Source organism: Vibrio sp. H11 (genome assembly GCF_004804295.1).
Classification (GTDB): domain Bacteria; phylum Pseudomonadota; class Gammaproteobacteria; order Enterobacterales; family Vibrionaceae; genus Vibrio; species Vibrio ostreae.
In genome coordinates this window covers 452,788-476,701 of sequence record NZ_SSHN01000001.1, presented here as the reverse complement: position 1 = coordinate 476,701, position 23,914 = coordinate 452,788, and the positions used below count along the sequence as shown (strand labels likewise).

Below are 23,914 nucleotides of genomic sequence, written 5' to 3'. Positions count from 1 at the left end.
TTACAGGGATCGTTATGCTGTCACAAAGTTCAAGAACGCAAATCAAAAAAGGCGCCCATAAAGCCGTTTTCGATGTAGATAAACTGTATCAAATCATTGATGAAAGTCTGATCGCCCATATCGCGATTGCTGAAGAGTCCGGCCCGGTGGTGATCCCGATGCTGGCGTGGCGAGTCGATGATGCGGTCTATATTCATGGCGCTAACAACAGCCGTTTGCTCAAAACGCTGCAACAAGGCGGCGCAACCTGCCTGACGTTTACCCTGTTTGATGGCTGGGTACTGGCCCGTTCCGCCTTTCACCACAGTGCCCATTATCGTTCGGCCGTGGTGTTTGGTCAGTTTGTCAGCGTGGAGGACGCGCAGGAAAAAGACCGCTTATTGAATCACTTTGTCGAACAAATCGCACCGGGACGCACACAACATATCCGCTTAAGCAGCAAACAGGAATTAGCCGCAACGAAGCTGCTGAAAATCGGGTTAGATGAAGCGTCAGTCAAAATCAGCGCGGGAGAAGTGAGTGATGATAAAGCCGATCTCGACTTACCAGTTTGGGCCGGATATCTGCCTTACCGTACCCAAGTCGGACCATTGGTGCCAGTAAAAGAACTGGAGGGGGAGACAATAGAAACGCCGGACTACCGCAGTGCTTATGGTGAACGCTGGCATCAAAGACCATAGAGAAGCGCTACTAAAATGCCCGTAGCCCAAAAGAGTCATATCGCCAGGCCGTTCAGGGTCTGAAAGAGATTCAGGAGCGTCACCCAAACGGCGTTGGTATTACTGCTGACCAAAGACAATGCCGGGCTCTACGCTGTAATCACAGAGCCTCTCAGAAACAAGACAACTCTGCGCCACGTTTGGGAAATACCTGAGGCTGAGCGGTGATGCCCGCCTGATACTGCTCCACCAGAGCCGCAAATTCTCCGCGGCTCATGCCGCCTTCCGCCACTTTCACCATGGCATCGGCCAGCAGTTCATTCCCGCCTAAACAGCGCATGACTGAACGGAGAATGTCCGTTCTGGGCACTCGATCGGTAAGCATCTTTTTAAGCCACATATACTCCGGCGCCTCACCATCGAGGATGGTGGCCCGGCCCAACTGAAAACGTTTCATCACAACTTTACAACCTATGCCAAAGGCTTATTAACCTATACCAATACCACGGCTTTACTTGATATGTAACCGATTACTATTCGTAGTGTAACATATATGTCATACATTGTTCGAAATCAACCTATTTTCACTCTGACACGGTTAGGGGCATTGTTAATAAAAGCTTCCGGATAACTTAGCCACTGTAGACGTTCAAACAATGAGCGAACTTTCCCGGTATTGGCTTAATGTCGCAGTATTTCTGGTTGTAAGGACCTCAATGAATGCCCCTAGGTTATGTTATCCCCTCTCTTGATAACATTAACACCAACCATAACAGCCCTCTATATATTATTGCCGGGCGCACTGCGTCAATTAGCCTGAGTGAACAAACTCAATAAATTAAAATGAGGTCAGTTAAGATTTGTACAAAACTCCGGCAACAATCTGACACTTCGCGGACAACCCCATGGCGAGAATGGGGTTAACTTCACAGTTTATCTGACCATGACACAGAGATGCAGGTGTGAAAACTTATATCCGGACAATCAAACGCAAGATTAAACGAGTGCTGCTGACCTTAATTGGTCTGGCGCTCGGCTTGCCGCTGCTGCTTGTCCTGCTGCTTAAGTTTGTCAACCCGCCTTTCTGGGGCTGGGAAATCGCACGCACCCTGTTTCCACCGCAGAACTACCCTGCCCAAACTCAGCATCAGTGGGTAGCGTTAACCTCAATCTCACCCGCCATGCCTGCGGCTGTGATTGCGTCCGAAGATCAGCGTTTCCCCGAACACTGGGGCGTCGATATGCACGCCTTACTGTCAGTTCTGGAAAATAGCGGCAGCAACGGCCCGGATCGTGGCGCCAGTACCATTACCCAGCAAACCGCTAAAAATGTGTTTCTGTTTCCGAGCCACACTTATCTGCGTAAGGCGTATGAACTCTACATAGCCGTTTTGCTGGAACTCATCTGGGGTAAAGAACGCATCATGGAAATGTACTTAAATGTGGTGGAATTTGGCCCCGGTATTTATGGCGTCCAGGCGGCCAGCCAGCACTATTTCGGAGTCTCTGCCAGCCAGATTAATCGTTACCAGGCCGCTCAACTGGCAGTGGTTCTACCCAATCCGTACCGTATTCGCCCGCAGCCGATGACCCGTTACGTTCAGCAACGTGTGAACTGGGTGCTGCGACAAATGCGAAATCTCGGTAGTGTCTCCTTATAATACCGTCCTCTGGTTGTGATCAGGCAGTCAGCACTCAACCACATGACTAGGCGCGCCTTCTGATCTGCCCCCGCAAGGTTACCGTTGTGGGGCAATCTGATGCCAAGCAACATAACCTTCATCTATTTTTATTCATTCCGTCACGTTGGCTCTCTAAACTTCATCCCGCTCAATTACTTATAAATATCAAGTTAATATTAATTATCGGGAAAGCACACCATGAGTAAGGAAACCTTCAATCCAACACGTTATAACCACAGTGACAACAAACCCTTTGAAGAAGTACTGGAAGCGAACCTGTCGCGCCGCAGTATTCTCAAAGGTGGCCTCGGCATCAGTGCGATGACCGCATTTGGCGCTTTTGGTCTGACGGGTTGTAACTCATCCAGCAGTGACTCAGCCGCAAGCAGTGCGCGCGTCTCTTCGGCGACACTCAATTTCCAATCCATCGCCGGATCACGAATCGACGCGGTTGCTGTACCACCAGGTTATGTGGCTCAGGTACTGGTACCTTGGGGCACACCACTTAACGCACAAGGCAGTGCCTGGTTGAGTGACGGCAGCAATACCAGTACCGATCAGCTTAATGCCTTAGGCATGCATCACGATGGCATGCATTTCTTTCCGATCAATGACAGTGCGACCGACGGCCTGCTGTGTATCAACCACGAATACATCGATCAGGCGGCGCTGCACCCAAGCGGTCCGACTGTCTCAGGCGGCGTACGTACCATAGTCGATGAAGTGCGTAAAGAGATCTACGCGCACGGCGTGTCTGTGGTTCGTATCCAGTTGCAAAACAATACCTGGCAACTGGTTGATGACGATCCGCTCAACCGCCGTTACACCGGCGCAACTGTGATGGATCTGTCTGGTCCGGTTGCTTATACCGAGAGCGTGGTGACGCGTTTCTCGCCGGACGGCAGTCAGGCACGCGGCACACTAAATAACTGCGGTAACGGCTACACACCTTGGGGCACTTACCTAACCTGTGAAGAAAACTGGCCTGGCTACTTTGTAAACGCGGGTACACGAACTGAAGAACAGGATCGTATCGGCATCGAGAACAGCAGCACTCGCTATCTGTGGGAATCACTTGCGGGTAATGCGGAAGAACGTCTCGACGAGTTCAGCCGTTTTAATCTGGCACCAACCGGGGCAAGCTCGAGCGATGACTATCGTAACGAAGCGAACGGCCACGGTTACATCGTTGAAATCGATCCTTACACCGCAAATTCTCGCGCGAAAAAACGGACTGCACTGGGCCGTTTTCGCCATGAGGGCTGTACTTTCGCCAAACTTGAAGCAGGTAAACCTGTGGTGTTCTATTCAGGCCACGATTCGCGCTTTGAATATCTGTACAAGTTTGAGTCAGCAGCCAACTGGGATCCGGCGGATGCCAATCCGGCCAACCGCCTGGTGACCGGTGACAAATACATGGATGAAGGCACACTGTATGTCGCGCGCTTCAATGAAGACAGCACGGGTACCTGGCTGCCATTAACGCTGGACAGCGTCACCACAGACAGCGGAACTCTGGCGGATCACTTCGACACACTGGCAGACATCATTATCAATACAGCCGGTGCCGCGGATTTAGTCGGCGCAACGCCAATGGACCGTCCTGAGTGGTGTACGGTTGACCCTTACACTGGTTCGGTCTACCTGACCCTGACCAACAACACGTCGCGTACCAGCGAAACTAACCCGGCAAACCCGCGTCTTAACAATAAGTTCGGTCACGTCATCCGCTGGGATGAAGGCGACAGCTCTAGCGAGTTCAGTTGGGATATTTTCGTCTTTGGTTCAGCCGCCGGAGAAGATGCCGACACCAACCGTTCAAGCCTGACTGAACTCAACCAGTTCGCCAGCCCGGATGGTTTATCCTTCGACGGACGCGGCATTTTGTGGATTCAGACCGATAACGGCGCCAGCGAAGTTACATCTTACACCAATGACCAGATGCTGTGTGTAGTCCCATCCAAACTGACTGACGAAAACGGTGATCAGGTCGCGATCAGCGCCGATAACCAGGCAGATCTGCGACGCTTCTTCGTCGGGCCAAATGGCTGTGAAGTCACCGGCTTTGCCATCAGTCCGGATTACAAGTCGGTGTTTGTTAACATCCAGCATCCGGGCAACTGGCCTTACAGCGAGGATGCGGCTGAAGCGACACCAGACGGCGTGACCGTACGACCACGGGCGGCAACGGTGGTGATCCGTCGTGAAGATGGCGGTGAAATCGGGGTATAAGTTGTCAAACCGAACCTGACTGCACGGGAAGCCACACGGCTTCCCGTTCTTCTCAGCGCCTAAATCTGGCACCTGATGCATTCTCTTCTCCTGATGCACCCTTTTCACCTGATGCACCCGCCTGATGAATTTCCTCTGCGGTTCAAGGCCTTGTCACTTTCCATGTACGTACTGACTTTGTCTTATCATGCAGATTGCCAAGCAGATGGCGCGGCTTTAAGGTTTCCCATCACATTTCTCATTGCTGTTTAATGGTAGGCTTGCATACATTTTATCAATGGAGGTGAGTATGCCCGGCGCCTTTGCCCACATAACCAGCATACATGTCGCAGCGGCGAACAACAGTCTGATGAAACTGAACATTCCCAAGCGGGCTAAAAAGGTATTATCACAAAATAAAAGCTTTATCGAACTGGGCTGTGTCAGTCCGGATTACCCGTATCTGGCCATCCTTGATTCTGAGCAGAATAAATGGGCCGACGAGATGCACTACACCAACATCGGCGGGCTCATTACCGAATTGATTGCGCTGATTAAAGTCATGGAAGGGCGCGAGCAGGACAAAGCCTTTGCCTGGCTGTGCGGCTTTGTCGCACACGTCGCAGCCGATATCACGATTCACCCTGTGGTTGAGCTCAAAGTCGGGCCCTACGCTGAAAATGCCAAGCAGCACCGAATCTGCGAGATGAACCAGGATGCTTACATCTGGCCAAAACGCATGGGTTTAGGTGAAGTCGGCTATGCTGATCGCGTACGCGATAGCCTCGGCAGTTGTGTCGACAGCGAAAATCCACAGTCTCTCGACCTGACGATTCTTACCCTGTGGCGCACAGCTCTGATTAACGCCTATCCCGACTATGCCCAGCAGTGCCAACCGGATATTAATGCCTGGCACCACGGTTTTCAGACCGTGGTCGATAACGTTGAAGAAGGGCATCACCTGTTTGCCTGGGCCCGGCACGTGGCCGCCAAACATGGCATCACCTATCCGTTACAACAGGAAGTCGGTAGTGAATTTATCGAAAACCTCGCTACACCAGATGGTGAGATGCATTACGACGCAATCTTTGATAAGGCAATTCACACGATTCACTGCTTTTGGCAACAGTTGTGCCTGGCCGTGTTTGACAATCAACCAACTGACTTCTTTAAAAACTGGAATCTTGATACCGGCTTGTGCGAGAACAATCGCCTGACCGCCTGGGAGGAGCTATGATCCAAAAAGAACTTGGAGCAACGATGAAACGACTCATGTTACTCATCTCTTGCGTGGCCCTGACGGCCTGTGCTTCTTCGCCTCAGTATCAGGGCGAGGCGATGTATGACATGGCCTCCGTCGTCAAAGATATCGCTCAGTCAGTAGACGGCGAACTCAAGTTCGGTGATACGCAAGGTTTATCACAAGCGCAGATCGTGCAGAATGCCATGACAGATAACGGCGGCAAATTTAGCCAGCTGCAACAGCTGGCTGGTAAAGCCAAGGTGGAAGATTACCGTATTTTATATGATTTCCAGCAAAACCATGCGGTGGTTCTGGTGTGTGATGGCGATATCGCCCTGATGGAAGACGCCGGCTGTAACGCCTCGTTTGATAAAGTCTACTGGCATCAGCCACAGCGCAACAGTTGTGAATTTCACCTCGATGCAACCCAGCTGTGCGCGCAGTGATGAGCGTGTGATGTCCGATACGTCATCCGGACATCACCACTACCTCTATCGTCAGTACCTTGCTCTCAGAATATTACCCGGACCATTACCCCGTCACCAAAGACAGCTTTGCGCTGGATGATATGTCTGAATACCAATCGCACATTGAAAAACTGAGCAACGCGTTAACCTGCTTGCACTGAGCGACACCAGCCTGCACTCACTGATGTTACCACTGGCTCAGGCAACCATTGGCTCAGGCAACCAGGGCCTGAGGCAAATCGCTGCGAGAAAATGCATTCAGGACACCCTGCAGAACCGCGGAAGAGGTATCCTCGCCTGTGGTCACGCTGCAATATTTCTGGCCATCGATAACCAAGGCGATACACGCCTGCGCTTGGGCATTCGTGCCTTCTGATAGCGCACTCTCATCCAGATGGGTGACCTCAATCCGAATACCAAAGCGTTTTTCTAAACCATTAACCAAGGCTTCAACAATACCGTTACCTTCGCCGAACAGTGTGGTATGCATGGCCGGAATACGAAACTCGCCGGACACCTTGCCGTTTTGCGTATGCACATCGTAGCCTTCAATCAGCCATTGCGGATCCTGATTAGAGAAATAGTGATCAAAGATAGACTTAATCGCGAATGAGGTCATTTCCGCCCCGCTGGTTTCGGACTCTTTTTGTACCAGTTTGCTGACTTCTGCGTGCATCCATTTCGGTAAACTGATGTTGAAATCCCGCTCCAGGATCAGAGCAATACCGCCCTTGCCGCTTTGGCTGTTGATGCGCACTACCGCCTCATAATCTCTGCCGATATCACATGGGTCAATTGGCAGATAAGCGACCTGCCAGTGCGGTAACTGATGCTGGTCATGATATAGCATCGACTTACGAATCGCGTCCTGGTGACTGCCGGAAAAGGCTGTGTAAACCAGTTCACCGACCCAAGGGTGACGTGGTGAGACCGGTAGTTCAGTGCAGTATTCAACGGTTTCAATAATCTCTTGTACATTTGAGAAATCGAGCTGCGGATCAACACCCTGCGAGTACAGATTCATGCCCATCGTCACCAGATCCATATTGCCGGTGCGCTCTCCGTTACCCAGCAAGGTGCCTTCGATGCGATCGGCGCCCGCCATTACACCCAGTTCAGCGGCCGCAACGCCACAACCTCGGTCATTATGGGTATGCAGGCTGATCTCAATCTGGTCACGCTGGTGAATGTTGCGACAAAAGTACTCAATCTGGTCGGCAAAAATATTCGGGGTCGACATCTCGACGGTCGCCGGCAAATTAATGATCACCCGGCGTCCGGTTTGCGGCTGCCATTCCTCAATCACCGCATTGCAGACGTCCAGCGCGTAATCCAGCTCCGTGCCGGTAAAGCTTTCCGGGGAGTACTGGAACGCCCAGTCGGTTTGCGGATACTGCTCAGCGTAGTCACGCACCCAACGTGCGCCCTGCATCGCAATCTGTTTAATGCCGTCTTTATCTTTGCCAAATACCTGCTCACGCTGCACAGTCGAGGTTGAATTGTAAACATGCACAATCGCCTTTTTCGCGCCAGCAAGTGCTTGATACGTGCGGGCAATCAGCTCTTCACGCGCCTGGGTCAGCACCTGAATCGTCACGTCATCCGGAATCAAATCCTCTTCGATCAATGAACGGACAAAGTCGAAATCCGGCTGCGACGCCGATGGAAAGCCCACTTCGATCTCTTTAAAGCCCAGCTTAACCAGCAGCTTAAATAAACGTTTTTTTTTCTCCACTCCCATTGGATTGATCAGTGCCTGGTTACCGTCGCGCAGATCCACACTGCACCAGTTCGGCGCCTGAGTAATCACCTGATCAGGCCAGGTGCGGTCTGTTAAACGAACCGGTGTAAAAGGGCTGTACTTGCGATGGTTAAACATAGCCATAATCCTAATTTGAGTTGGGTTGCTGCCGGGCGGTGAACGGACCGCCTCACGACAGCGTGGAGAGATGTTGTGTTGTTATAGGGCATAGTTTACTCAAGACAGAGCACAATAAGGTTGCGTAATTAGCGATAAACCAAAATAATGAGCAATATTCACAAAGCAAAAATACATACAACTTTATTTTTATTGCTTTCAACATCGAATACGAGAAATGTAATGAAGCTTGACCGCTACGACATCAAGATTTTGACCGAGTTACAAAAGGACGGTTCTCTGTCGAACCAGGAGCTGGCCGACCGCATCGGGCTGACGCCCGCCCCCTGCTCGCGTCGGGTACACCAGTTGCAGGATAACGGAGTGATTGAGCGCTACGTCGCGCGTGTTAATGAAAGACAGGTCGGATTGAATTTGGTGGCGCTGCTCTATATCAGCATGGATAAGCACATTCCGGAGCGTTTCGCCGCGTTTGAACAAGCGATTGCAGAGATCCCTGAAGTGATCGAATGCTATCTGATCACCGGTCACGATGCCGATTACCAGCTCAAAGTTGCCGTGTCAGACATGGACAGCTACCACGATATTCTGCTCGGCAAAATCACCCGTATTCAGGGCGTCTCCGGCGTCAACTCGTCATTTATTATGCGTAAAGTCGTCGAATCTGCCCCCTTACCGTTACACTACGCGCAGCGAGACATTTGATGTCACGTCGCTGCGGTGATGCCACGACTAAGCAGAAAATCTAGCTGGAAAATGTAGTCATGGCACAAGCTTAGAAGCGTTTACTGTAAAACCTGAACGCTGTTTTCTTAACGCCCTTCCAGCGCGTTAACAGTATGCCGCCTGCAATGACAATATAGATAATCGGCTCAGCCACTTCTGATTTGACCGACCAATAAAAATGTACCACTGCCAGTATTGTCGCGAGGTAGACCCAATTATGCAGCTTTTGCCATTTTGCGCCCATTTTACGTTGCATCGAATGCGTTGAAGTGACGGCGAGAAGGAACAGAATAATCCATACGGCCGCACCTACCGTTAAGTAAGGACGTTTAACGATTTCAGAGGCCAGTAAACTCACATCCAGCCCTAAGTCGAGCGTCGCGAATGCGATGAGGTGGAGCAATGCCCAGAAAAAGCTGTACAGCCCCAACAGACGCCGGACACGCATCAGCTGGCCCTGTTTTGTCCAGCGCGCAATCGGTGACACCAGCAGAGTGACAAGCAAGGTATTCAGCGAACTGATGCCCGTGAAGTGAATGACACTCTGTACAGGGTCCCCACCTAATGTATTGTTATTCACAGCGATCACGAGCAACGCGAAGAACCCCAAAGAAACGATATGAATTAGGGTTTTCAGGGCAATGATCGCTGTCGGTCTTCTCTTGCTCAATAGAATTTCCTCAAATCCATATTTTTGTACAGATACGCGACTTGTTCTTCATACCCATTGAACATTAATGTTGGCTGTCTCCTGGAGTTAAATACACTGCCTTCACCGATAAAGCGCTCGCTTGCCTGGCTCCAGCGCGGGTGGTCGACTTGCGGATTCACATTGGCATAAAAGCCATATTCATCGGGTGCTAAGCGATTCCAAGTTGTGGGCGGCTCTTGAGCGGTCAGGCGAATGCGTACAATCGACTTGATGCTTTTGAAACCGTATTTCCACGGCACCACAAGCCGTAGTGGCGCGCCATTTTGTGGAGCAAGTGTCTTGCCGTATAAGCCAACCGAAATCAGTGTGAGCGGGTTCATCGCTTCATCGAGACGGAGCCCCTCAACATACGGGTAATCGATACTGCTAAAAGAGTTCTGAGCCGGAAATTGTTTAGGATCATAGAGGGTTTCAAAAGCGACGTACTTGGCGCTGCTTTTGGGGTCAGCAAGCTTAATGATGTCCGCTAACGGAAAACCTATCCAAGGAATGTTCATCGACCAGGCTTCAACGCAGCGTAATCGATAAATGCGTTCTTCTAAGGTAAATTTACGCAAGATATCGTCGTAATCGAGTTTTACCGGGTTATTGACTAAGCCATCGATCTCAACGGTCCATGGGTCAGTGACAAACCCTGATGAGTTATTGACCGGATCGGATTTGTTGGTACCAAATTCATAAAAGTTATTGTACGACAACACTTTGCTCTCTGGCGTGAGCGACAAATCTGCCTGATACTGCTGCGGTTTGGTTGGCGAGAGAGCGATGCGACGGTCAGGCACTGATTTTTCTGTTGCCGAAAAGAGATCAAAAATGCCTGCTTGGGCATTCATTGCGACAGGCATACTGGCCACAGCAATGCCAAGCTTTTTCAATACATCGCGACGTTCCTTATACACCGATTCTGGCGTTGCTTCGCTTTCAGGCAAGTTCCAGCTATGATTCTTTTTTATCCACATAATCTTCCTCCGAATGTCATGCACACTGCTGTAAAAATGGAAACACGCATTGTGAACCAGACCGCTGGTATAACGATTTTCTTTCACAGGACAACATGAAAATCTTCAATCGTTTACAACTGTTACTCTAAGTGAATAATAAATAAATGATTAGTTCCTATTTATACTTTGATTTAAATGGAATGATTCACTCCGGATCACAGCAACGCGCAGGAATGAGATAAACAACCGCTCTCATCAGTTGTTATCAAAGGCCGTTTAAAAGGGATAGTGATGATGGAATACGTAATCGATACGCGTTTTAGCAAACAAAAAGAGCCAGCCAAAACAGCCAGCTCTTGGTTAGAACACATGATGGATGATAACTCGTATGGAGTTTGGTTTGGCTAGTCTATTTGTAGTGGTCAACTAAATTGTAGTGGTCAACTAAAATTATGACGGAGTGACTAAGCGCGCAACTGTTCTACGATGCCAACAAAGCGACTGACCCCGACTCTGACATCCTCCAAGCCATGAGATACGGAGTGCATGCTGTCTTCCCCCTCTAATGCCACTTGGTTTACCGAGATCAGGTGATGTTCCATTTCAGCAATAAGACGGGCATTCTCACCGACCACATCCGTAATTTCCTCGGTTGCAGCAGATGTGCGGGAAGCTAATTGACGTACTTCATCCGCCACAACCGCAAAACCTCTGCCAGTGTCACCCGCGCGGGCAGCTTCTATCGCGGCATTTAATGCCAATAAGTTGGTTTGACTGGCAATACCGTTAATCGTGTTCACCATTCCGTTAATGGTTTTGGATTGTTCCAGCAATTGCTGACTCAGCGCACTCGCACCCTTAACTCGGTTAGCGACATTATGAGCCGTTTCAACCGCACCATTGAGGACCTGAACCGCTGAATCTGTAATATGAGATGTTTGCTCAGAAATTGATGCCGCCATCTCGACCGCCTGCATGGCTAAATTCACCCGGTCGGTAATATTCGAGGCGAATTTTATAACCCGATAGACTTTTCCTTTCTCATTTACAATTGGGTTATAGGTCGCTTCCAGCCAAAGACTATTGCCCTGCTTGTCCTTACGTTGAAACTTACCGCTAAAAGGCTGACCTCTTTCTAAACGTTGCCAAAAGTCCGCGTTATCACGGTAAAACTCAGGAAAACAAAACATCTTGTGATGTTTGCCGACCACTTCATTTAATGAATACCCCATACCGCGCAAAAAGTTTTCATTGGCATGCTGAACCGTTCCGTCTGGTGAAAACTCAATCACGGCCAACGACACATTGAGCGCTTGTAGAATGGCGTTTAAATGAATAAATTCCTCTTGTGAATGGGTAATGTTCTTGCAGACGTTGATGACTTTCACTAATTGTTTTGAATCATCTAAAACGGGAACATAGGTACAGTCGAGGTATACCACATCTTGCTTAATTTTCCGCTTGTAAGTGCCGCTGTGGCTTTTCCCATTCGCCAGCTGTTGCCACAATTCTTGATTCTCGGACAAAGCTTGCGGAGAATCATCACAAAACTGACGCTGATTTTTCCCCATGATGTCAGACAGCTCTAACCCGACCATATCTAAGAACCGTCGGTTTGCCTCGATGATGTTTCCCTCTGCATCGTAGTTAACAATGGCTAAATGCTGACTGATAGCACTCATATCATCAAAAAGGTGGGCCTTAGTATCAACATCAGACGTCGTATTTTTTTCTGCTCGTTTATGACCTAACCACATAGCATGATCCCTATTCGCACTGTATCTGTTCAGAGATGTTTGTCGTTGCCCTGATTCCATTCAGGTACAACCTCTTACTAACTATAGGCAACAAATATAACCGGTGCTGATTCATATAAAAGAAACCTTAAGCCGGGAATGATTTTGATAATGAATGCTTTAGCTTGGCATCAGTGCCTATTGCATAACAGCAGTGAAAACCATTCAGACAACGCCTATATCAAGCCTGTTGGCTTACCGGAGCGATATTCCACTAGAGTCGCCAACTCACGCTTAGGTTGTAAACGTAATCGTTACTGTTTTCTCTCTCTTTTAATGGCTTGGCGTAATCAACCGCTACATACAAATTCGCTCCGTAGCCAACTTCGACACCAACGGCTGCCGACGAAATTCGATCTGACCTCATAGCCGCATTTTCTTGCTCAGCGTACGCGTGATCATAGGTGATGTATGGATTGAAAAAGTACTGACCATGCTGGTTGCGTTGCAACAACTTCACTTCTGTGCCATAACCTTTGTCGCCCTCTAATGTGCTTTCCGGATAACCTCGACCATAATTGAGCCCACCGAAATTCACACGTTGTGACGGGACGATGCGTTGGTCTGCATACATTCCGGTAGCTCTGAGCGACAACACGTAATCCTCAATAAATTCATAAGAGGAGGAAAACTGGAGGTCGTAAAAAGTAAAATCGTCGTTGTAGATGTCTTCCGACTCTAAGTCACTCCGATACTTAAATGCGCTGCCAATACTTTGATTGATACCCAAACCCAGCGAGAAATTAAGCTTATCAAGACGCTTAATCATATCAATCGAAAGTCGGCTCAGGACATAATCGAGCTTATCGTTTAACTCCCCCAAAGCGATACCGTTGAAGGAGAGATCATAATTGCGTTCCTCACTCTCATAAGTCACCCCCAACGACAAGCTCAAGTCTGTCGCCCGACTTAAGATTATCGGGTAAGAGACAGAGTAATCTACGCTGCGCCGCTTGAGTTTGTTTTCAACCCCAACTTCTACGTCTTCGACATCAATCGCCGTCTCTTCACTATCGGTATAGTAGCTGGCGCTCAGTTGCCCGATCATTCCATTATTGCCAATATCGTGCTCCAGTCGCACTGAATAATATTGTTCATCACTGTTGTTATCACGTGGAATTAATCCGATGAAAGTCACACGATTGATTGACATCCGATTCACATTAATCCTGGCTCCTAGAGAAAAGTTCCGATCGGAGTCCTGCTGCATTGCATAACCGACGAAGGGCTCGAATACGGAATTATCGCGGGCAATAACACGGATAGACGTAGCGCCGGAGATAGTCTTGGGTCTCGGCAGCGCGATATCAAATTGGTAGCCCGGGATTCTGTTAATCAGCAGAATCGCACGCTCTAATGATGCCTGGGTCGCTGGATTCTCATTCATCACAGGTTGCAATATCGCACGCACTTCCTGCTTCACGGCATCATCGGCTATGTCTAGTTCACTTCGCACCACATAGCCTTCTACAATTGTGATGGTTAAACGACCATCACGAAAACCGTCTTGTTTAACGGTTGCAAATGCCAAGGGATAACCGGCGGTATGGAAACGCGCGGTGAGTTTTTCAAGCGCCCGTCCGACGAAATCCGCCGAGTAGGGCTGATTTAGCAAAGCTTGCACATCCAGCGCCAGTAACTCAAGCTGCACCGATGTACCACCTGCAAAATGGATCGACTGAATAATATCTGAGCTTTGTACCTCCACTTCACCCTGCATCTCATCCAGGTTCACGTTTGGAGAAGACTCGGCTTGCATTCTGCTCATCGGTTCAGGTTGGACTAATAACGGCGGTTCCACGGCCAAACAGCGGCTGGTAACAAACAAGCCTGCAATAACAACAAAGGACTTTTTTTTGCTCAACATAGATTTCCTTATCAAATAAAGAGCCAACATTTGCTGGCTCTTGTTATAGCGAAAGAAAACGGTTACCGGCCCAAAATAGGTTTCAAAACGTTGGTTGTAATATGGGTCAGCAGTCCTTTCTTCTCACTAACATCGGACAATGCCTGTTGATCGTCGCCTGTTATGCTATCTGTCACATTGGTGAACGACAGCGAACTTAGTGAAGAGCCCGTTAAGCCGCCTATAACGTCCTGTAAGCTTTGTGCCGTTGAGCCTAATAAACTGGCCAGAGGCGTTGATGAGCCATCAAGCTGATTAAAGTTCAGTAACGTTGAACTCAAATCCAAAGATCCGACTAATCCGGTTTCCAGATTCAATATGTCACCCAATTGCTGAGAGACCAGTGTGAGATTTCCGTCTGCATCGGCAAATAACCCAGTTCCGGCAAGCAAATTATTATCACCTAAGTCAGACAACGGGTTGGCATTCAACCGCTCTTCAAGCCCTGTTTTCAAGCTCGCCAACAAGGTGTCATCTCTCTGCAACTCACTGGTCAGCAGAGCAGTCAGGCCATTTTCTCCGACAAATAACCGGCCAACATCTTCAACCGTGCCTCGCGTATCCATCAATAATGCAACGGTCCCTTTCGTCAGTGTCGACGCGGAAACGTAAACGAAGTTAGGCAAGGTCGTTTTGATGTCACCGACATCATTAAAAAGGATCAACGCGTTGCCTTTAAGATCAATCATGTCTCCTGCCTGAACTAAAATCGGGGCTGTCATCGCGCCAAGATGTTCAGAAAGGCCATACAAACTGCCCTCCTCTGAGGTTTGGTACTGCAGCCATCCCCCGACATTCTCGACTGTGCCACCTAAGTCGGAGACCGTCATACCAGTATAAGTCAATAATCCAGTGCGTTCGTTAAGCTGAACAAATACAGGTAACGCGTCGAGTTGCGCGACCGCATCACCGGCAGAAACCACCGTTGTACCCAGTTTTTCCGTTGCATTAGCTGCGCCTTGCAATGTATTAGTGACATAAGCGTCATCGACTTCCAGGGATGTGGTTCCGAGTGGCAAGCCATCCCCAAGAGCCGTGACGACCTCGCCGAGATTCACCAGAACCTCTCCGGACCCGGTGGTTAAGGTATCTAATGTGGTGCTTAACTCACTTTGTGACACGCTGCTTCCCGTTTCCGACACAATGTTCCTCGACTGCGTACTTACTGCAACGTCATCTTCCGTCACTTCCTGGCCGCTACCGCCTGACGCCATCGAACCTGATCCACTGCCGCTGCATGCCGTAATAGCCAACAAAGACAGGAGTGAAAAAATGGAATTTCTATTTAAAACAGTCATGGTATCCTCCTTTACTCAGATACGTTCCTTATGACCTTGTTTAGCCGCCGGTCCAATTTCTAGCACCGCCAATAATCGACATAACTGCGGGTAACTAAGCGGGATCGGTCGCCCCATCAGTTCAAACACGGTAAGCATGCGCCGGTATTGCTCGACCATAGGTTTCAGCGGCGAACATTTTTGATTGTGCGAGAACTCGCTGAAAACCATCATTTCAACCGTGATAATTTTCAGTGCTTCAAGATACTTGGACTCCTTGGCAGAGGAGAAACCACGAAACGCATGTTCAATATCATGCAGTTGATGTTTTTGCTCTGTTGAGAGTCGGTACCATGAAGCGTTAAGTAAACTAAAAAGCTCTAAAACATCGACAACAAAAAGGACGTATTTGTATGGACTGATAGCATCCTTCTCATACAATACGTGCTCCTCTGAGTCGTCAGATTTTTTTAATCCATGATATTTAAAGAAATATAAAAACCTCGCATTGAACCAGACAGAGTTTAATTCAGAAATCCCCTCCGTATGTTTTCCAGCACTGTCGACGTTGTAAAATGCTGCTAATACTTCTTTTATTTTATTTAGAATCATATCTGTACCACCGTGACAATAAAGCTATTATCCAAACAGCCTAAATACGACACTAATAATAATCATGATAAAGATTTCGCAAAGATCCAGAAATTAAAAAACACCACCAGCATGGATAAATCAACATTAAAACATTAATTATAATGTGGTTATATAGCTAATTTCTTTTTCATCAATAGCTTAAAATCAATTAATAACCACCGTGTATTCATGGTTAATATGCCCACGGTTTTACGCAACAAAATTCATTATTAGTTTCGTGATCTTAATCACAAAAAATATTCATCATCACTCATATAACCTGACTACGATTAGGTTGAAGGCAACAGTGCAACACTGTTTAACTTCTGAGAATAACTAAAAGTGCTCGAGGATGAATTTCATCATCTAAGCGTCAGTTTGAGGAAGGTTACTATGTTTCTATTCAAAGACTTAACCACCAAAGCGTGGTGCTCACTCATCTCATTCCTACACTGCAATAAAGGCGCATCCGGTATCGAATACGCCATTATTGCCACCATCGCGGCGATTGCGATCGCACTGTTTTCGACAGGTGATGATAACATCGCAGCGCGCATTGAAGACGTGTTAAACACCGTCAAAGATGCGCTCCCTGCCACTACAACTACTTCTCCAACAACCTAAGGCTAGCCGAAGATTAATTATCTTAGTTTGGTGATACGATGAGTTTATTCGCGACTTATTGCGGACTCTTGTTGATTGCTAGTGCCTACGATATAAAAACCCAGCGGGTGCCCGCACTGTTAATTGCGGTTTTAATGCTGGCACCCGCTTTAATTCTTTATGGATTAGGCAATTTTACTTTCAATCACCAAGTTCTGCTTTCCATCATTTTTACGTTTCTGATTGTTTTTATTGGATACGTTGCGTTTGGTTTTGGTGGCGCGGACGGAAAAATATTACTCGGCATTTCATTTATATTACCGATAGATGTAATGGCAATGTTTTTATTGGTCTGCTTGTCGATATTCACGATTTATTTTACCGTTTTTTTTGGAAGGAAAAACGAAGCCCCTTTTGTTCCGGCCATCGCAATCACCGCGATTGGATTCAATTTTGTCACGGGTGTGTAGGAATGAATATGTCGCAATCGATAACAAAATTAAAGAGGCAAACGGGCTCGGTGGCCATTGAGACGGTTTGCCTGCTGCCCGTTATTATCGTTTTGCTGTTTGCCGTGATCCACTATTGCATGATTTTCTTTGCCGCCAGCATATTCGACCATGCGGCGAAAGAGAGCATTCGCCAGTCAATGGCGTTCGTCAGTGAGGAGTGCTATTTCAGCTACCACAGTTGCTCCGGCGATGAAGTACTCAACCAAGTGACCCCCACCATACGAAACAATGCGGTGATGGTTATCCAGGGCTTTACCCACGGAGAAGGAAACAACCCGGGCACGCTGTTCGGCATTACTCTGCCGGCGGCAGAGCAACTGATACGCGTATCAACCATAACCGATCCCGCAGGTGGTTCTGAGGTCTGCTGTCAGGTATCGATTGTCCTAGATGGCTACCGAACGACCCCATTTCTACCGATCGGTATCATTGATGGTCTGCTTCCTGGAGACGCTTCCGTTTTTCCCGACCAGATTGTCGGCACTGCCGTGCTTAAGTTGAACTAGGAGCCAGCTATGAATCTAACCCACAACAAAGTCAAAGCACTAAAGTTGGCGTCTGTCGTTCTTTTCGCCATCGCGCTGATCGTCGTGCTTATTGGTGTGCTGACCGCACCCAAAACCAAGCCGCAGCCGTCGCAATCGCCTGCCCCTTTATATAGTGCCTGGGTATTTGATCAACCCCTTGATCAAGGGACGATGATCGCGTCAGAGATGCTCAAACAGGTGAATACTCCGCAACACAGCCAACGCTACATTCAGAACAAACAATTTGTTGTTGGGCGACGCCTGAATCAATCCGTAGACGTTGGCGACTACGTAACCGATGATCTGCTTGCTCCTGACCGGCCAGTCATCGACGACCTTCCGCCTCATCATAGAGCGATTGCGATCAAAGCGGGTGAAGTCTTAACCGTCGGAGGCTACATTCAGCCAGGTGATTATGTGGATGTGATGCTGTTGCTCAAACCCAATCGAGAATCTGGCACCAGTACAACATCGAGAAAAATCGCCTCCAGTCTCAAAGTGCTGGCAGTGGGAGATCTTCAATTAGGCACAGACAGTGACAACCGCGAGAATCATGCCAAGTCTGTGGTTCTTTCGGTGCGGGAAGATCTGGCTCCGACGATTTTGCTAGCCGATAGCAGCGGTGAACTCAGACTCGCGGCAGTAGGCAGCCAAGAACTGGCTTTTGAGCAACCATCCAACGATTTGGATCCAGCGTCACTGTTGCAAACCGTTTCATTAACACGCCAGCCCAGTGCAACCACAACAAACACACTGGTGGCAGAACTCAAACAGTTTGAGCCGCCGAAAAAAGAGACTAAAAAAACATCTAAGCCCGACCCCGCTCGTCAACGTGTCGCTACACGCACCCGATACGTCGAAGTCATTCAGGGTAATGAGCGCTCTGTCGTGAAAGTACCTCAACAATAAGGAATGTTGTCTATGAGCCTACACAGACTGGTTGTATTATTTTTGCTCATGTTACCGTTTGTCTCTCAAGCGGCAGAAACCATTATTCTTAAAGAGCATGCTCAGCAAAGTATTCACATCCCAACAGGTGACCTGAAACGAGCCGCTATCGCCACACCGGATATTGTCTCACTCACTGTACTCAACGACAAAACGCTATTACTCACCGGTCAACAGATCGGTTCAACGACATTGAACGTCTGGACCACAACTCAGGACACACCGTTAGAATACATGCTCAAGGTTCAGCCAACTGCCGTTAGTTACAATAATGTTCAGGTTCAAACCGACATTAAAGTGGTAGAAATCAGTAAAAGCGCGTTGAAACAGGCAGGTTTTTTCCTTGGCCGGCAAACTGGCAATACAACATTTGGCATTGGCAGCAGCTCTGCTTTAAATGGCGCTTCATTTGGCGGGGAACTCTCCTCCAGCAGCAACTTTTTATCTCTGAGTGATGCGTTTAATGTGGTCATTGGCGATGTATCAAAAGGGATTTTAGGGACCATCAGCGCACTGAATGCCAATGGTTTCGCCTACACCTTGGCTGAACCGAGCCTCGTTACCCTGTCCGGGCACACCGCGACCTTTTTAGCCGGCGGTGAATTCCCGTATCCGAGGTCTTCCAATGATGGGGATATTTCCATCGACTTCAAAGAATTTGGCGTGAGGTTGAACTTGTCTCCTACCGTGATGGAGGACAACCGCATCATGTTGAAAGTGGCCCCCGAAGTCAGTGAACTCAATTACAGTAATTCCGTCAGTACCGGCGGTGTTCAGGTACCCGGAATTAGCGTACGACGCACCGACACCACGGTGCAACTTGGTGACGGAGAGACCTTTATTATCAGTGGATTGATCAGCAGTACTACGATGAAAAATGCCGACCGCTTTCCTGGCTTGGGTGACATCCCGATTCTTGGCGCCTTTTTCAGCTCCAGTCGCCTGGAAAAAAATGACAAAGAGCTGATGATGGTCGTGACGCCCCACTTGGTACGCCCGATTGCAAAAGGCACCACATTACCACCGCTACCGGGAGAGATTTACCGCAATTACCAACCGGACTTTTTCAAGATGGTCTTCATGCATGCAGAGCCAGAAGATCTTCCCAGTGACATAGGATTTTCTAAATAACTTTGGCCCGTGCTGATTCTCTTTCTAATAATCAGCTAACGCAGCTTCAGGAGCCGTTTATGACGACAATCAACTGGTTGAATGCCTTTAAAAATTCTGTCTGTCAGCCTTTAGATTTGGAGTTAAAGGCCGACTTACATAAGTACGTGCTTGAGCAAATGGAAGATGATGGTGTCCTGTTTGGCCTCGCCTCTGATAGCCGCGAGAACCTGATGCTGCCGGTCATCACGTATATCCAGCGATATTTAATCAAAGAACATATTAGCCAATCAACACCACTCGACACTCTGGCCGCAGAGTTAGTCGATGAGATGCTAGGTTATGGCCCGATCGAGAACTTACTCAAAGATCCATCGATCAACGATATTCTGATCAATGGCCCGAAACTGGTGTTCGTCGAACGCGAAGGCCTGTTGGAACAAGTGGATCATCACTTTCTCAACGACGAACACGTTATCAGAGTCATTAGAAAAATGCTCTCCCCGCTCGGCAGACGGATAGATGAGTCCAATCCAATGGTTGATGCTCGTCTTCCTGACGGCAGTCGTATTAACGCCATCATTCCGCCTCTGGCCCTGGATGGCCCTTGCCTCTCGGTGCGCAAGTTCAAACAGGATAGCTTAACGGAACAATACCTTCTGGATAATGACACACTGTCACCCGACATGCTGGCTTTTTTGAAACGCTGTGTTGCATCACGCCTGAATATATTAATCAGCGGAGCGACCGGATCAGGCAAAACCACGTTGTTAAATATTCTCAGTCAATATATTTCGCCACATGAAAGGGTTGTCACCATTGAAGATGCAGCCGAACTGCAGTTGCGAAATACCCATGTCGTGCGTCTTGAAACCAGACCACCAAACTCGGAAGGCAGCGGTGAAGTGACCGCGCGCGAGCTGGTAAAAAATGCTCTGCGAATGCGACCTGACCGTATCATTTTAGGCGAAAGTCGTGGCGGTGAAGTGCTGGACATGTTGCAAGCCATGAACACAGGACATCTGGGATCCATGAGCACCTTACATGCCAACTCACCACGAGATGCCCTGCTCCGATTGGAAATGATGGTGACATTGACCGGTTTTAATTCCAGTGAGAACTTCATCCGAAAAGTGGTTTCATCCGCGGTCGACATGGTGATACAGATAAGTCGCCTGCCGAATGGCAAAAGAATTGTTTCAGAAGTGGTGGAAGTCGGCGCGGTTGAAGATGGACATATCAAAACTCATAAGCTTTACGAATATACACAAAGGACGTTTAAGCCAAGTGGCATCCCGACCAATGAGCTGCAAATGAAGCTTGAGGAGCAACTATGGTAAACCTCTACCTGCTGCTGAGTCTGGGAATCATGGCAGTCGCCGGTGTTTGCTATGCCTTAGCCGCCTACGTCCAGAAGAAACAGGCCACGCAAGAAAGTCACACAACGGAACTTGAAACCAGAGTGCGTCACGAAGGCCCGCAAGCGTACGTAATAGAGAAAGCCCAGCAGATGGGATTTAGCCAGTCATGGTTAAAAAATGGCTTGTTATTATTACTCATCATTAGCGTCAGTTTCATCGTGGGACGAATGTTTGGTAGCCTGGCTTTTGTGATCAGTTTCGTCACCTGTCTTTTGATCGTTACATTCTTGGCGCGCCTTCGTAAAGCCAAAATGAGATTACGCCTGACACAACAACTTCCCTCTTTTATCGATCAGGTTCATCGCCGTATCAAAGTCGGATTGACTGTACCACAAGCGGTAGACCAGTCAGCAAAAGTGACCACCAGCCCGCTCAAAGACGTACTGCAACGCGTCAATGACCGCAGAGCAATAGGCATTGAATTACAACATGCTTTTATTAAAGAGAGTCAGATTACCGGCGTTCCGGCATTGCGGTTATTGGGCTCGATATTCAGCATCAATACACGATACGGCGGCAGTATTACGGACTCCCTCGACAGCCTGGTTAAATTGCTCAGGCAGCAAGATCTGAGCCGACGTGAGCTTAAATCGATCACCGGAGAAACCCGAATAACAGCCTGGGTTATCGGATCCGCGCCAGTATTGGTCAGTGCCTACATGCTGACGCAGAACCCAGAGCTGTTGATCAATATGTGGTACTCAGAGACAGGTCGTCAGGCGTTACTGTTTGGTATCGTCCTGCAGCTATCGGGCATCGTCGTGATCTGGCGAATGTTTCGTAGTTTATAGCCAATGTGAAATGTCTACAGCCAAGGAAAAGAGCCATGACTCAGACCTATTTTGTACTGTCAGTGGTGTTAACGCTTTGCGCAGGGATTTGCCACTTGATCGCCATTCGCCAGGAGAAGTTACTGCTTGAATCTGACGAATCGATGGCAGTGACACCAAAGACACAATCTGTGCGCGAGCCATTGATGCAATATTCGCTGCAATGGTGGCGAAAATCCAAACAAGATCATCAAAAATCTCTGTCCGACATTGTGCTTGCCATGCGTCAGGCCGGGTATATCAGTGGGCGGCAGCAAGTGTTGTGTCTGTTCAAGATGTTCATCATCTGGTCCGGGCTGTTTTTAATTTTTACCGGCCAACAGTACCTCTTTTCCTCAACCATGCAGCGCACCTTCCTGTTTTATGCCTTATTCATGGCACTAGGCGCGTTACTGTCGCTCTACTGGTTCAAAATTCAGGCACGAAGACGAGCACGACGAATTGATGAAGAAATGCTGACCACGGTGCATATGATGGCCATTCTCTGGCAGGTTGGCCTCTCGTTGGAAGGCCTGCTCAAAGCTTACCTCCAAGAAGCGAAAGAACTGACCCCTGAGGTCAATAAGGATATAGAGCTTATCGTGGCTCGCATCGACGCAGGTCAAAACCGCGAGATCGTGTTTAATGATATGGCGCAACTCACCTTATCCAGTGGATTCCAGGACTTTCTGACCATGTTATCGCAAGCAGCAGCAACCGGCGGTGGTTTAAAGGAATCGTTCCAATCCCTGGCGGAGTTGATATATCAGCACAAACGGGTCGAATTGCAGGAAAAAGTGACCAAATTATCCGGAAAAATATCCATTGCCATGATGGCGCTGATGTTTCCCGCTCTGTTTATTGTTCTCGGTGGTCCGGCAGCCCTGGCGCTGATGGCAGCCTTTGGAGGTTAAATGAAGTCTTTATTGGTGTTGATTCCTTTGATATTGGCAGGCTGCTCATCCAGCCAACAACCCGTTGAATATACTCAATCGCCAGGTGCGTGTAACGAAAAGTTATCTCAATCGCAGGGGATGAAGCTGTCGATGGCCCAACAAGCTTTTTCTAAACAGCAATACTATTCCACTTTGGCGATGCTAAAGAAAATGGAGACGACATCCGTCAGCCAGTCCGCTTTGCAGGCCAAAGCTTTGCTGAAAACGAGCCAATGGGACGAGGCCAGTAAAGTATATGATCGCTTGTTGGATACCTGCTTGAAAGGTGAGGCAGCACATGGGCTCGGTTTGATTTCCGCATACCGGCAAAACTACCAACAGGCCGGCAAGTGGCTGCGACTGGCCGTCGATGTGGAGCCCGATAACTCGGCGATCCGCAACGATTACGGCTTCTTCTTACTACTTAATGACGACACAGACGCGGCAAAAAGAGAGTTTTTAACCGCGTTAGAGCTCAACCCAAACAATCACCGTTCGGCCAAAAACTTATGGCTGGCTTTATCACGCGACAATGATCGTAAAGGCGCGCAAAGCCTCATCAAGCGATACGGCTGGGGATATAAAGAAAATCGGGAGTTAGTCACTGCCCTGCGTAGTTTTAATCCATTAAGTCGCGAGGAGACGGAACAATGAAAGCACTTTTTCTTTTAGTTAGCGTAATCACGTACGCATCCGCAACGGTTGCACAGACATTACCGGCCAAACCACAGAAAGGTGAAGAAGTGACAGGCCAGCAGACGCGGATCTGGCTGCAAATCCAGCGGCAAAATATGCTCGCAACCAGCCATAAAGATACACTAACGCCCGAAGCGGCGAAGGCGACCCAGCAACGTGCTGAAAAATCGTTTTCGCACGCGATTCCGGAAAAATTCATTAAGAACGATTTCGGAGAATAA

General features: G+C 48.5%; 24 protein-coding genes. 16 read left to right on the top strand and 8 right to left on the bottom strand.

The features are described 5' to 3' along the window. Positions 1-14 precede the first annotated feature (14 nt). Positions 15-680: a pyridoxamine 5'-phosphate oxidase family protein gene (locus E6C74_RS02375; protein WP_136482995.1), complete on the top strand. Its 666-nt coding sequence runs from the start codon at positions 15-17 to the stop codon at positions 678-680. A 151-nt stretch (positions 681-831) separates the two neighbouring features. On the opposite strand, the gene E6C74_RS02370 is transcribed toward E6C74_RS02375, so the two are convergent. Continuing rightward, entirely contained in the window at positions 832-1,119 is a 288-nt protein-coding gene (locus E6C74_RS02370) for a hypothetical protein (protein ID WP_136482993.1), read from the bottom strand. Positions 1,120-1,642: 523 nt separating this feature from the next. Between E6C74_RS02370 and mtgA the strand changes: the two genes are divergently transcribed. The 4 genes from mtgA to E6C74_RS02350 all read left to right on the top strand — a co-directional run bounded on the left by mtgA (position 1,643) and on the right by E6C74_RS02350 (position 6,241). After that, on the top strand, positions 1,643-2,320 hold the full coding sequence (gene mtgA, locus E6C74_RS02365; protein WP_206208370.1) for a monofunctional biosynthetic peptidoglycan transglycosylase: 678 nt from the start codon (positions 1,643-1,645) through the stop codon (positions 2,318-2,320). Positions 2,321-2,539: 219 nt separating this feature from the next. Continuing rightward, positions 2,540-4,573, top strand: coding sequence for a PhoX family phosphatase (locus E6C74_RS02360; RefSeq protein ID WP_136482991.1), 2,034 nt, complete (start codon positions 2,540-2,542; stop codon positions 4,571-4,573). 289 nt (positions 4,574-4,862) lie between these two features. Then, positions 4,863-5,789: a zinc dependent phospholipase C family protein gene (locus tag E6C74_RS02355; RefSeq protein WP_136482989.1), complete on the top strand. Its 927-nt coding sequence runs from the start codon at positions 4,863-4,865 to the stop codon at positions 5,787-5,789. Positions 5,790-5,812: 23 nt separating this feature from the next. Further along, positions 5,813-6,241, top strand: a complete 429-nt coding sequence (locus E6C74_RS02350; RefSeq protein ID WP_136482987.1) for a hypothetical protein — start codon at positions 5,813-5,815, stop codon at positions 6,239-6,241. A gap of 235 nt (positions 6,242-6,476) precedes the next feature. Here E6C74_RS02350 and leuA read toward each other — a convergent pair whose 3' ends face one another. Next, complete coding sequence (leuA, locus tag E6C74_RS02345) at positions 6,477-8,141, bottom strand: 2-isopropylmalate synthase (RefSeq protein ID WP_136482985.1); 1,665 nt, start codon at positions 8,139-8,141, stop codon at positions 6,477-6,479. A 222-nt stretch (positions 8,142-8,363) separates the two neighbouring features. Between leuA and E6C74_RS02340 the strand changes: the two genes are divergently transcribed. After that, entirely contained in the window at positions 8,364-8,846 is a 483-nt protein-coding gene (locus tag E6C74_RS02340; protein WP_136482983.1) for an Lrp/AsnC family transcriptional regulator, read from the top strand. A gap of 70 nt (positions 8,847-8,916) precedes the next feature. On the opposite strand, the gene msrQ is transcribed toward E6C74_RS02340, so the two are convergent. The 6 genes from msrQ to E6C74_RS02310 form a co-directional block, all read right to left on the bottom strand. Then, on the bottom strand, positions 8,917-9,543 hold the full coding sequence (gene msrQ / locus E6C74_RS02335; protein WP_136482981.1) for a protein-methionine-sulfoxide reductase heme-binding subunit MsrQ: 627 nt from the start codon (positions 9,541-9,543) through the stop codon (positions 8,917-8,919). After that, positions 9,534-10,538 carry a protein-methionine-sulfoxide reductase catalytic subunit MsrP gene (gene msrP, locus E6C74_RS02330; RefSeq protein WP_136482979.1) on the bottom strand — a complete coding sequence of 335 codons (1,005 nt, stop codon included), beginning with the start codon at positions 10,536-10,538 and terminating at the stop codon, positions 9,534-9,536. Before msrP ends, msrQ begins: the two co-directional genes overlap by 10 nt. Before the next feature lie 446 nt (positions 10,539-10,984). Next, a complete protein-coding gene (locus E6C74_RS21180) occupies positions 10,985-12,277 on the bottom strand; it encodes a PAS domain-containing methyl-accepting chemotaxis protein (protein WP_168796932.1) in 1,293 nt (430 codons plus the stop codon). A 253-nt stretch (positions 12,278-12,530) separates the two neighbouring features. After that, positions 12,531-14,183, bottom strand: coding sequence for a ShlB/FhaC/HecB family hemolysin secretion/activation protein (locus E6C74_RS02320; protein WP_168796931.1), 1,653 nt, complete (start codon positions 14,181-14,183; stop codon positions 12,531-12,533). 62 nt (positions 14,184-14,245) lie between these two features. After that, positions 14,246-15,520, bottom strand: coding sequence for a collagen-like triple helix repeat-containing protein (locus E6C74_RS02315; protein WP_136482973.1), 1,275 nt, complete (start codon positions 15,518-15,520; stop codon positions 14,246-14,248). A gap of 15 nt (positions 15,521-15,535) precedes the next feature. After that, the gene (locus tag E6C74_RS02310) at positions 15,536-16,111 is read right to left on the bottom strand and encodes a YfbU family protein (protein WP_136482971.1); all 576 of its coding nucleotides are present in this window, start codon (positions 16,109-16,111) and stop codon (positions 15,536-15,538) included. A gap of 414 nt (positions 16,112-16,525) precedes the next feature. On the opposite strand from E6C74_RS02310, the gene E6C74_RS02305 reads away from it, so the two are divergent. The 10 genes from E6C74_RS02305 (at position 16,526) to E6C74_RS02260 (ending at position 23,914) form a co-directional block, all read left to right on the top strand. After that, positions 16,526-16,756: a Flp family type IVb pilin gene (locus E6C74_RS02305; RefSeq protein WP_136482969.1), complete on the top strand. Its 231-nt coding sequence runs from the start codon at positions 16,526-16,528 to the stop codon at positions 16,754-16,756. Positions 16,757-16,794: 38 nt separating this feature from the next. After that, positions 16,795-17,205, top strand: coding sequence for a prepilin peptidase (locus E6C74_RS02300; RefSeq protein ID WP_136482967.1), 411 nt, complete (start codon positions 16,795-16,797; stop codon positions 17,203-17,205). Positions 17,206-17,207: 2 nt separating this feature from the next. After that, positions 17,208-17,753 carry a TadE family protein gene (locus tag E6C74_RS02295; protein WP_240798111.1) on the top strand — a complete coding sequence of 182 codons (546 nt, stop codon included), beginning with the start codon at positions 17,208-17,210 and terminating at the stop codon, positions 17,751-17,753. 9 nt (positions 17,754-17,762) lie between these two features. Beyond that, positions 17,763-18,683, top strand: coding sequence for a Flp pilus assembly protein CpaB (gene cpaB / locus E6C74_RS02290; RefSeq protein WP_136482965.1), 921 nt, complete (start codon positions 17,763-17,765; stop codon positions 18,681-18,683). 48 nt (positions 18,684-18,731) lie between these two features. Continuing rightward, entirely contained in the window at positions 18,732-19,853 is a 1,122-nt protein-coding gene (locus E6C74_RS02285) for a pilus assembly protein N-terminal domain-containing protein (protein WP_240798110.1), read from the top strand. A gap of 59 nt (positions 19,854-19,912) precedes the next feature. Next, a complete protein-coding gene (locus E6C74_RS02280) occupies positions 19,913-21,172 on the top strand; it encodes a CpaF family protein (RefSeq protein ID WP_136482963.1) in 1,260 nt (419 codons plus the stop codon). After that, a complete protein-coding gene (locus E6C74_RS02275; RefSeq protein WP_136482961.1) occupies positions 21,166-22,044 on the top strand; it encodes a type II secretion system F family protein in 879 nt (292 codons plus the stop codon). Before E6C74_RS02280 ends, E6C74_RS02275 begins: the two co-directional genes overlap by 7 nt. A gap of 95 nt (positions 22,045-22,139) precedes the next feature. Further along, complete coding sequence (locus E6C74_RS02270) at positions 22,140-22,976, top strand: type II secretion system F family protein (RefSeq protein WP_240798109.1); 837 nt, start codon at positions 22,140-22,142, stop codon at positions 22,974-22,976. Next, positions 22,977-23,651, top strand: a complete 675-nt coding sequence (locus tag E6C74_RS02265; RefSeq protein WP_136482957.1) for a tetratricopeptide repeat protein — start codon at positions 22,977-22,979, stop codon at positions 23,649-23,651. After that, entirely contained in the window at positions 23,648-23,914 is a 267-nt protein-coding gene (locus tag E6C74_RS02260) for a DUF3613 domain-containing protein (protein WP_136482955.1), read from the top strand. The genes E6C74_RS02265 and E6C74_RS02260 overlap by 4 nt, the downstream gene beginning before the upstream one ends.

What these genes read in the sequence shown, in the direction of transcription:
- E6C74_RS02375 (WP_136482995.1), top strand. Translation starts at nt 15, where the DNA reads ATGCTGTCACAAAGTTCAAGAACGCAAATCAAAAAAGGCGCCCATAAA.
- E6C74_RS02360 (WP_136482991.1), top strand. Translation starts at nt 2,540, where the DNA reads ATGAGTAAGGAAACCTTCAATCCAACACGTTATAACCACAGTGACAAC.
- E6C74_RS02355 (WP_136482989.1), top strand. Translation starts at nt 4,863, where the DNA reads ATGCCCGGCGCCTTTGCCCACATAACCAGCATACATGTCGCAGCGGCG.
- E6C74_RS02350 (WP_136482987.1), top strand. Translation starts at nt 5,813, where the DNA reads ATGAAACGACTCATGTTACTCATCTCTTGCGTGGCCCTGACGGCCTGT.
- leuA (WP_136482985.1), bottom strand. Translation starts at nt 8,141, where the DNA reads ATGTTTAACCATCGCAAGTACAGCCCTTTTACACCGGTTCGTTTAACA.
- E6C74_RS02340 (WP_136482983.1), top strand. Translation starts at nt 8,364, where the DNA reads ATGAAGCTTGACCGCTACGACATCAAGATTTTGACCGAGTTACAAAAG.
- msrP (WP_136482979.1), bottom strand. Translation starts at nt 10,538, where the DNA reads ATGTGGATAAAAAAGAATCATAGCTGGAACTTGCCTGAAAGCGAAGCA.
- E6C74_RS21180 (WP_168796932.1), bottom strand. Translation starts at nt 12,277, where the DNA reads ATGTGGTTAGGTCATAAACGAGCAGAAAAAAATACGACGTCTGATGTT.
- E6C74_RS02320 (WP_168796931.1), bottom strand. Translation starts at nt 14,183, where the DNA reads ATGTTGAGCAAAAAAAAGTCCTTTGTTGTTATTGCAGGCTTGTTTGTT.
- E6C74_RS02315 (WP_136482973.1), bottom strand. Translation starts at nt 15,520, where the DNA reads ATGACTGTTTTAAATAGAAATTCCATTTTTTCACTCCTGTCTTTGTTG.
- E6C74_RS02310 (WP_136482971.1), bottom strand. Translation starts at nt 16,111, where the DNA reads ATGATTCTAAATAAAATAAAAGAAGTATTAGCAGCATTTTACAACGTC.
- E6C74_RS02305 (WP_136482969.1), top strand. Translation starts at nt 16,526, where the DNA reads ATGTTTCTATTCAAAGACTTAACCACCAAAGCGTGGTGCTCACTCATC.
- E6C74_RS02300 (WP_136482967.1), top strand. Translation starts at nt 16,795, where the DNA reads ATGAGTTTATTCGCGACTTATTGCGGACTCTTGTTGATTGCTAGTGCC.
- E6C74_RS02295 (WP_240798111.1), top strand. Translation starts at nt 17,208, where the DNA reads ATGAATATGTCGCAATCGATAACAAAATTAAAGAGGCAAACGGGCTCG.
- cpaB (WP_136482965.1), top strand. Translation starts at nt 17,763, where the DNA reads ATGAATCTAACCCACAACAAAGTCAAAGCACTAAAGTTGGCGTCTGTC.
- E6C74_RS02285 (WP_240798110.1), top strand. Translation starts at nt 18,732, where the DNA reads ATGTTACCGTTTGTCTCTCAAGCGGCAGAAACCATTATTCTTAAAGAG.
- E6C74_RS02280 (WP_136482963.1), top strand. Translation starts at nt 19,913, where the DNA reads ATGACGACAATCAACTGGTTGAATGCCTTTAAAAATTCTGTCTGTCAG.
- E6C74_RS02275 (WP_136482961.1), top strand. Translation starts at nt 21,166, where the DNA reads ATGGTAAACCTCTACCTGCTGCTGAGTCTGGGAATCATGGCAGTCGCC.
- E6C74_RS02265 (WP_136482957.1), top strand. Translation starts at nt 22,977, where the DNA reads ATGAAGTCTTTATTGGTGTTGATTCCTTTGATATTGGCAGGCTGCTCA.
- E6C74_RS02260 (WP_136482955.1), top strand. Translation starts at nt 23,648, where the DNA reads ATGAAAGCACTTTTTCTTTTAGTTAGCGTAATCACGTACGCATCCGCA.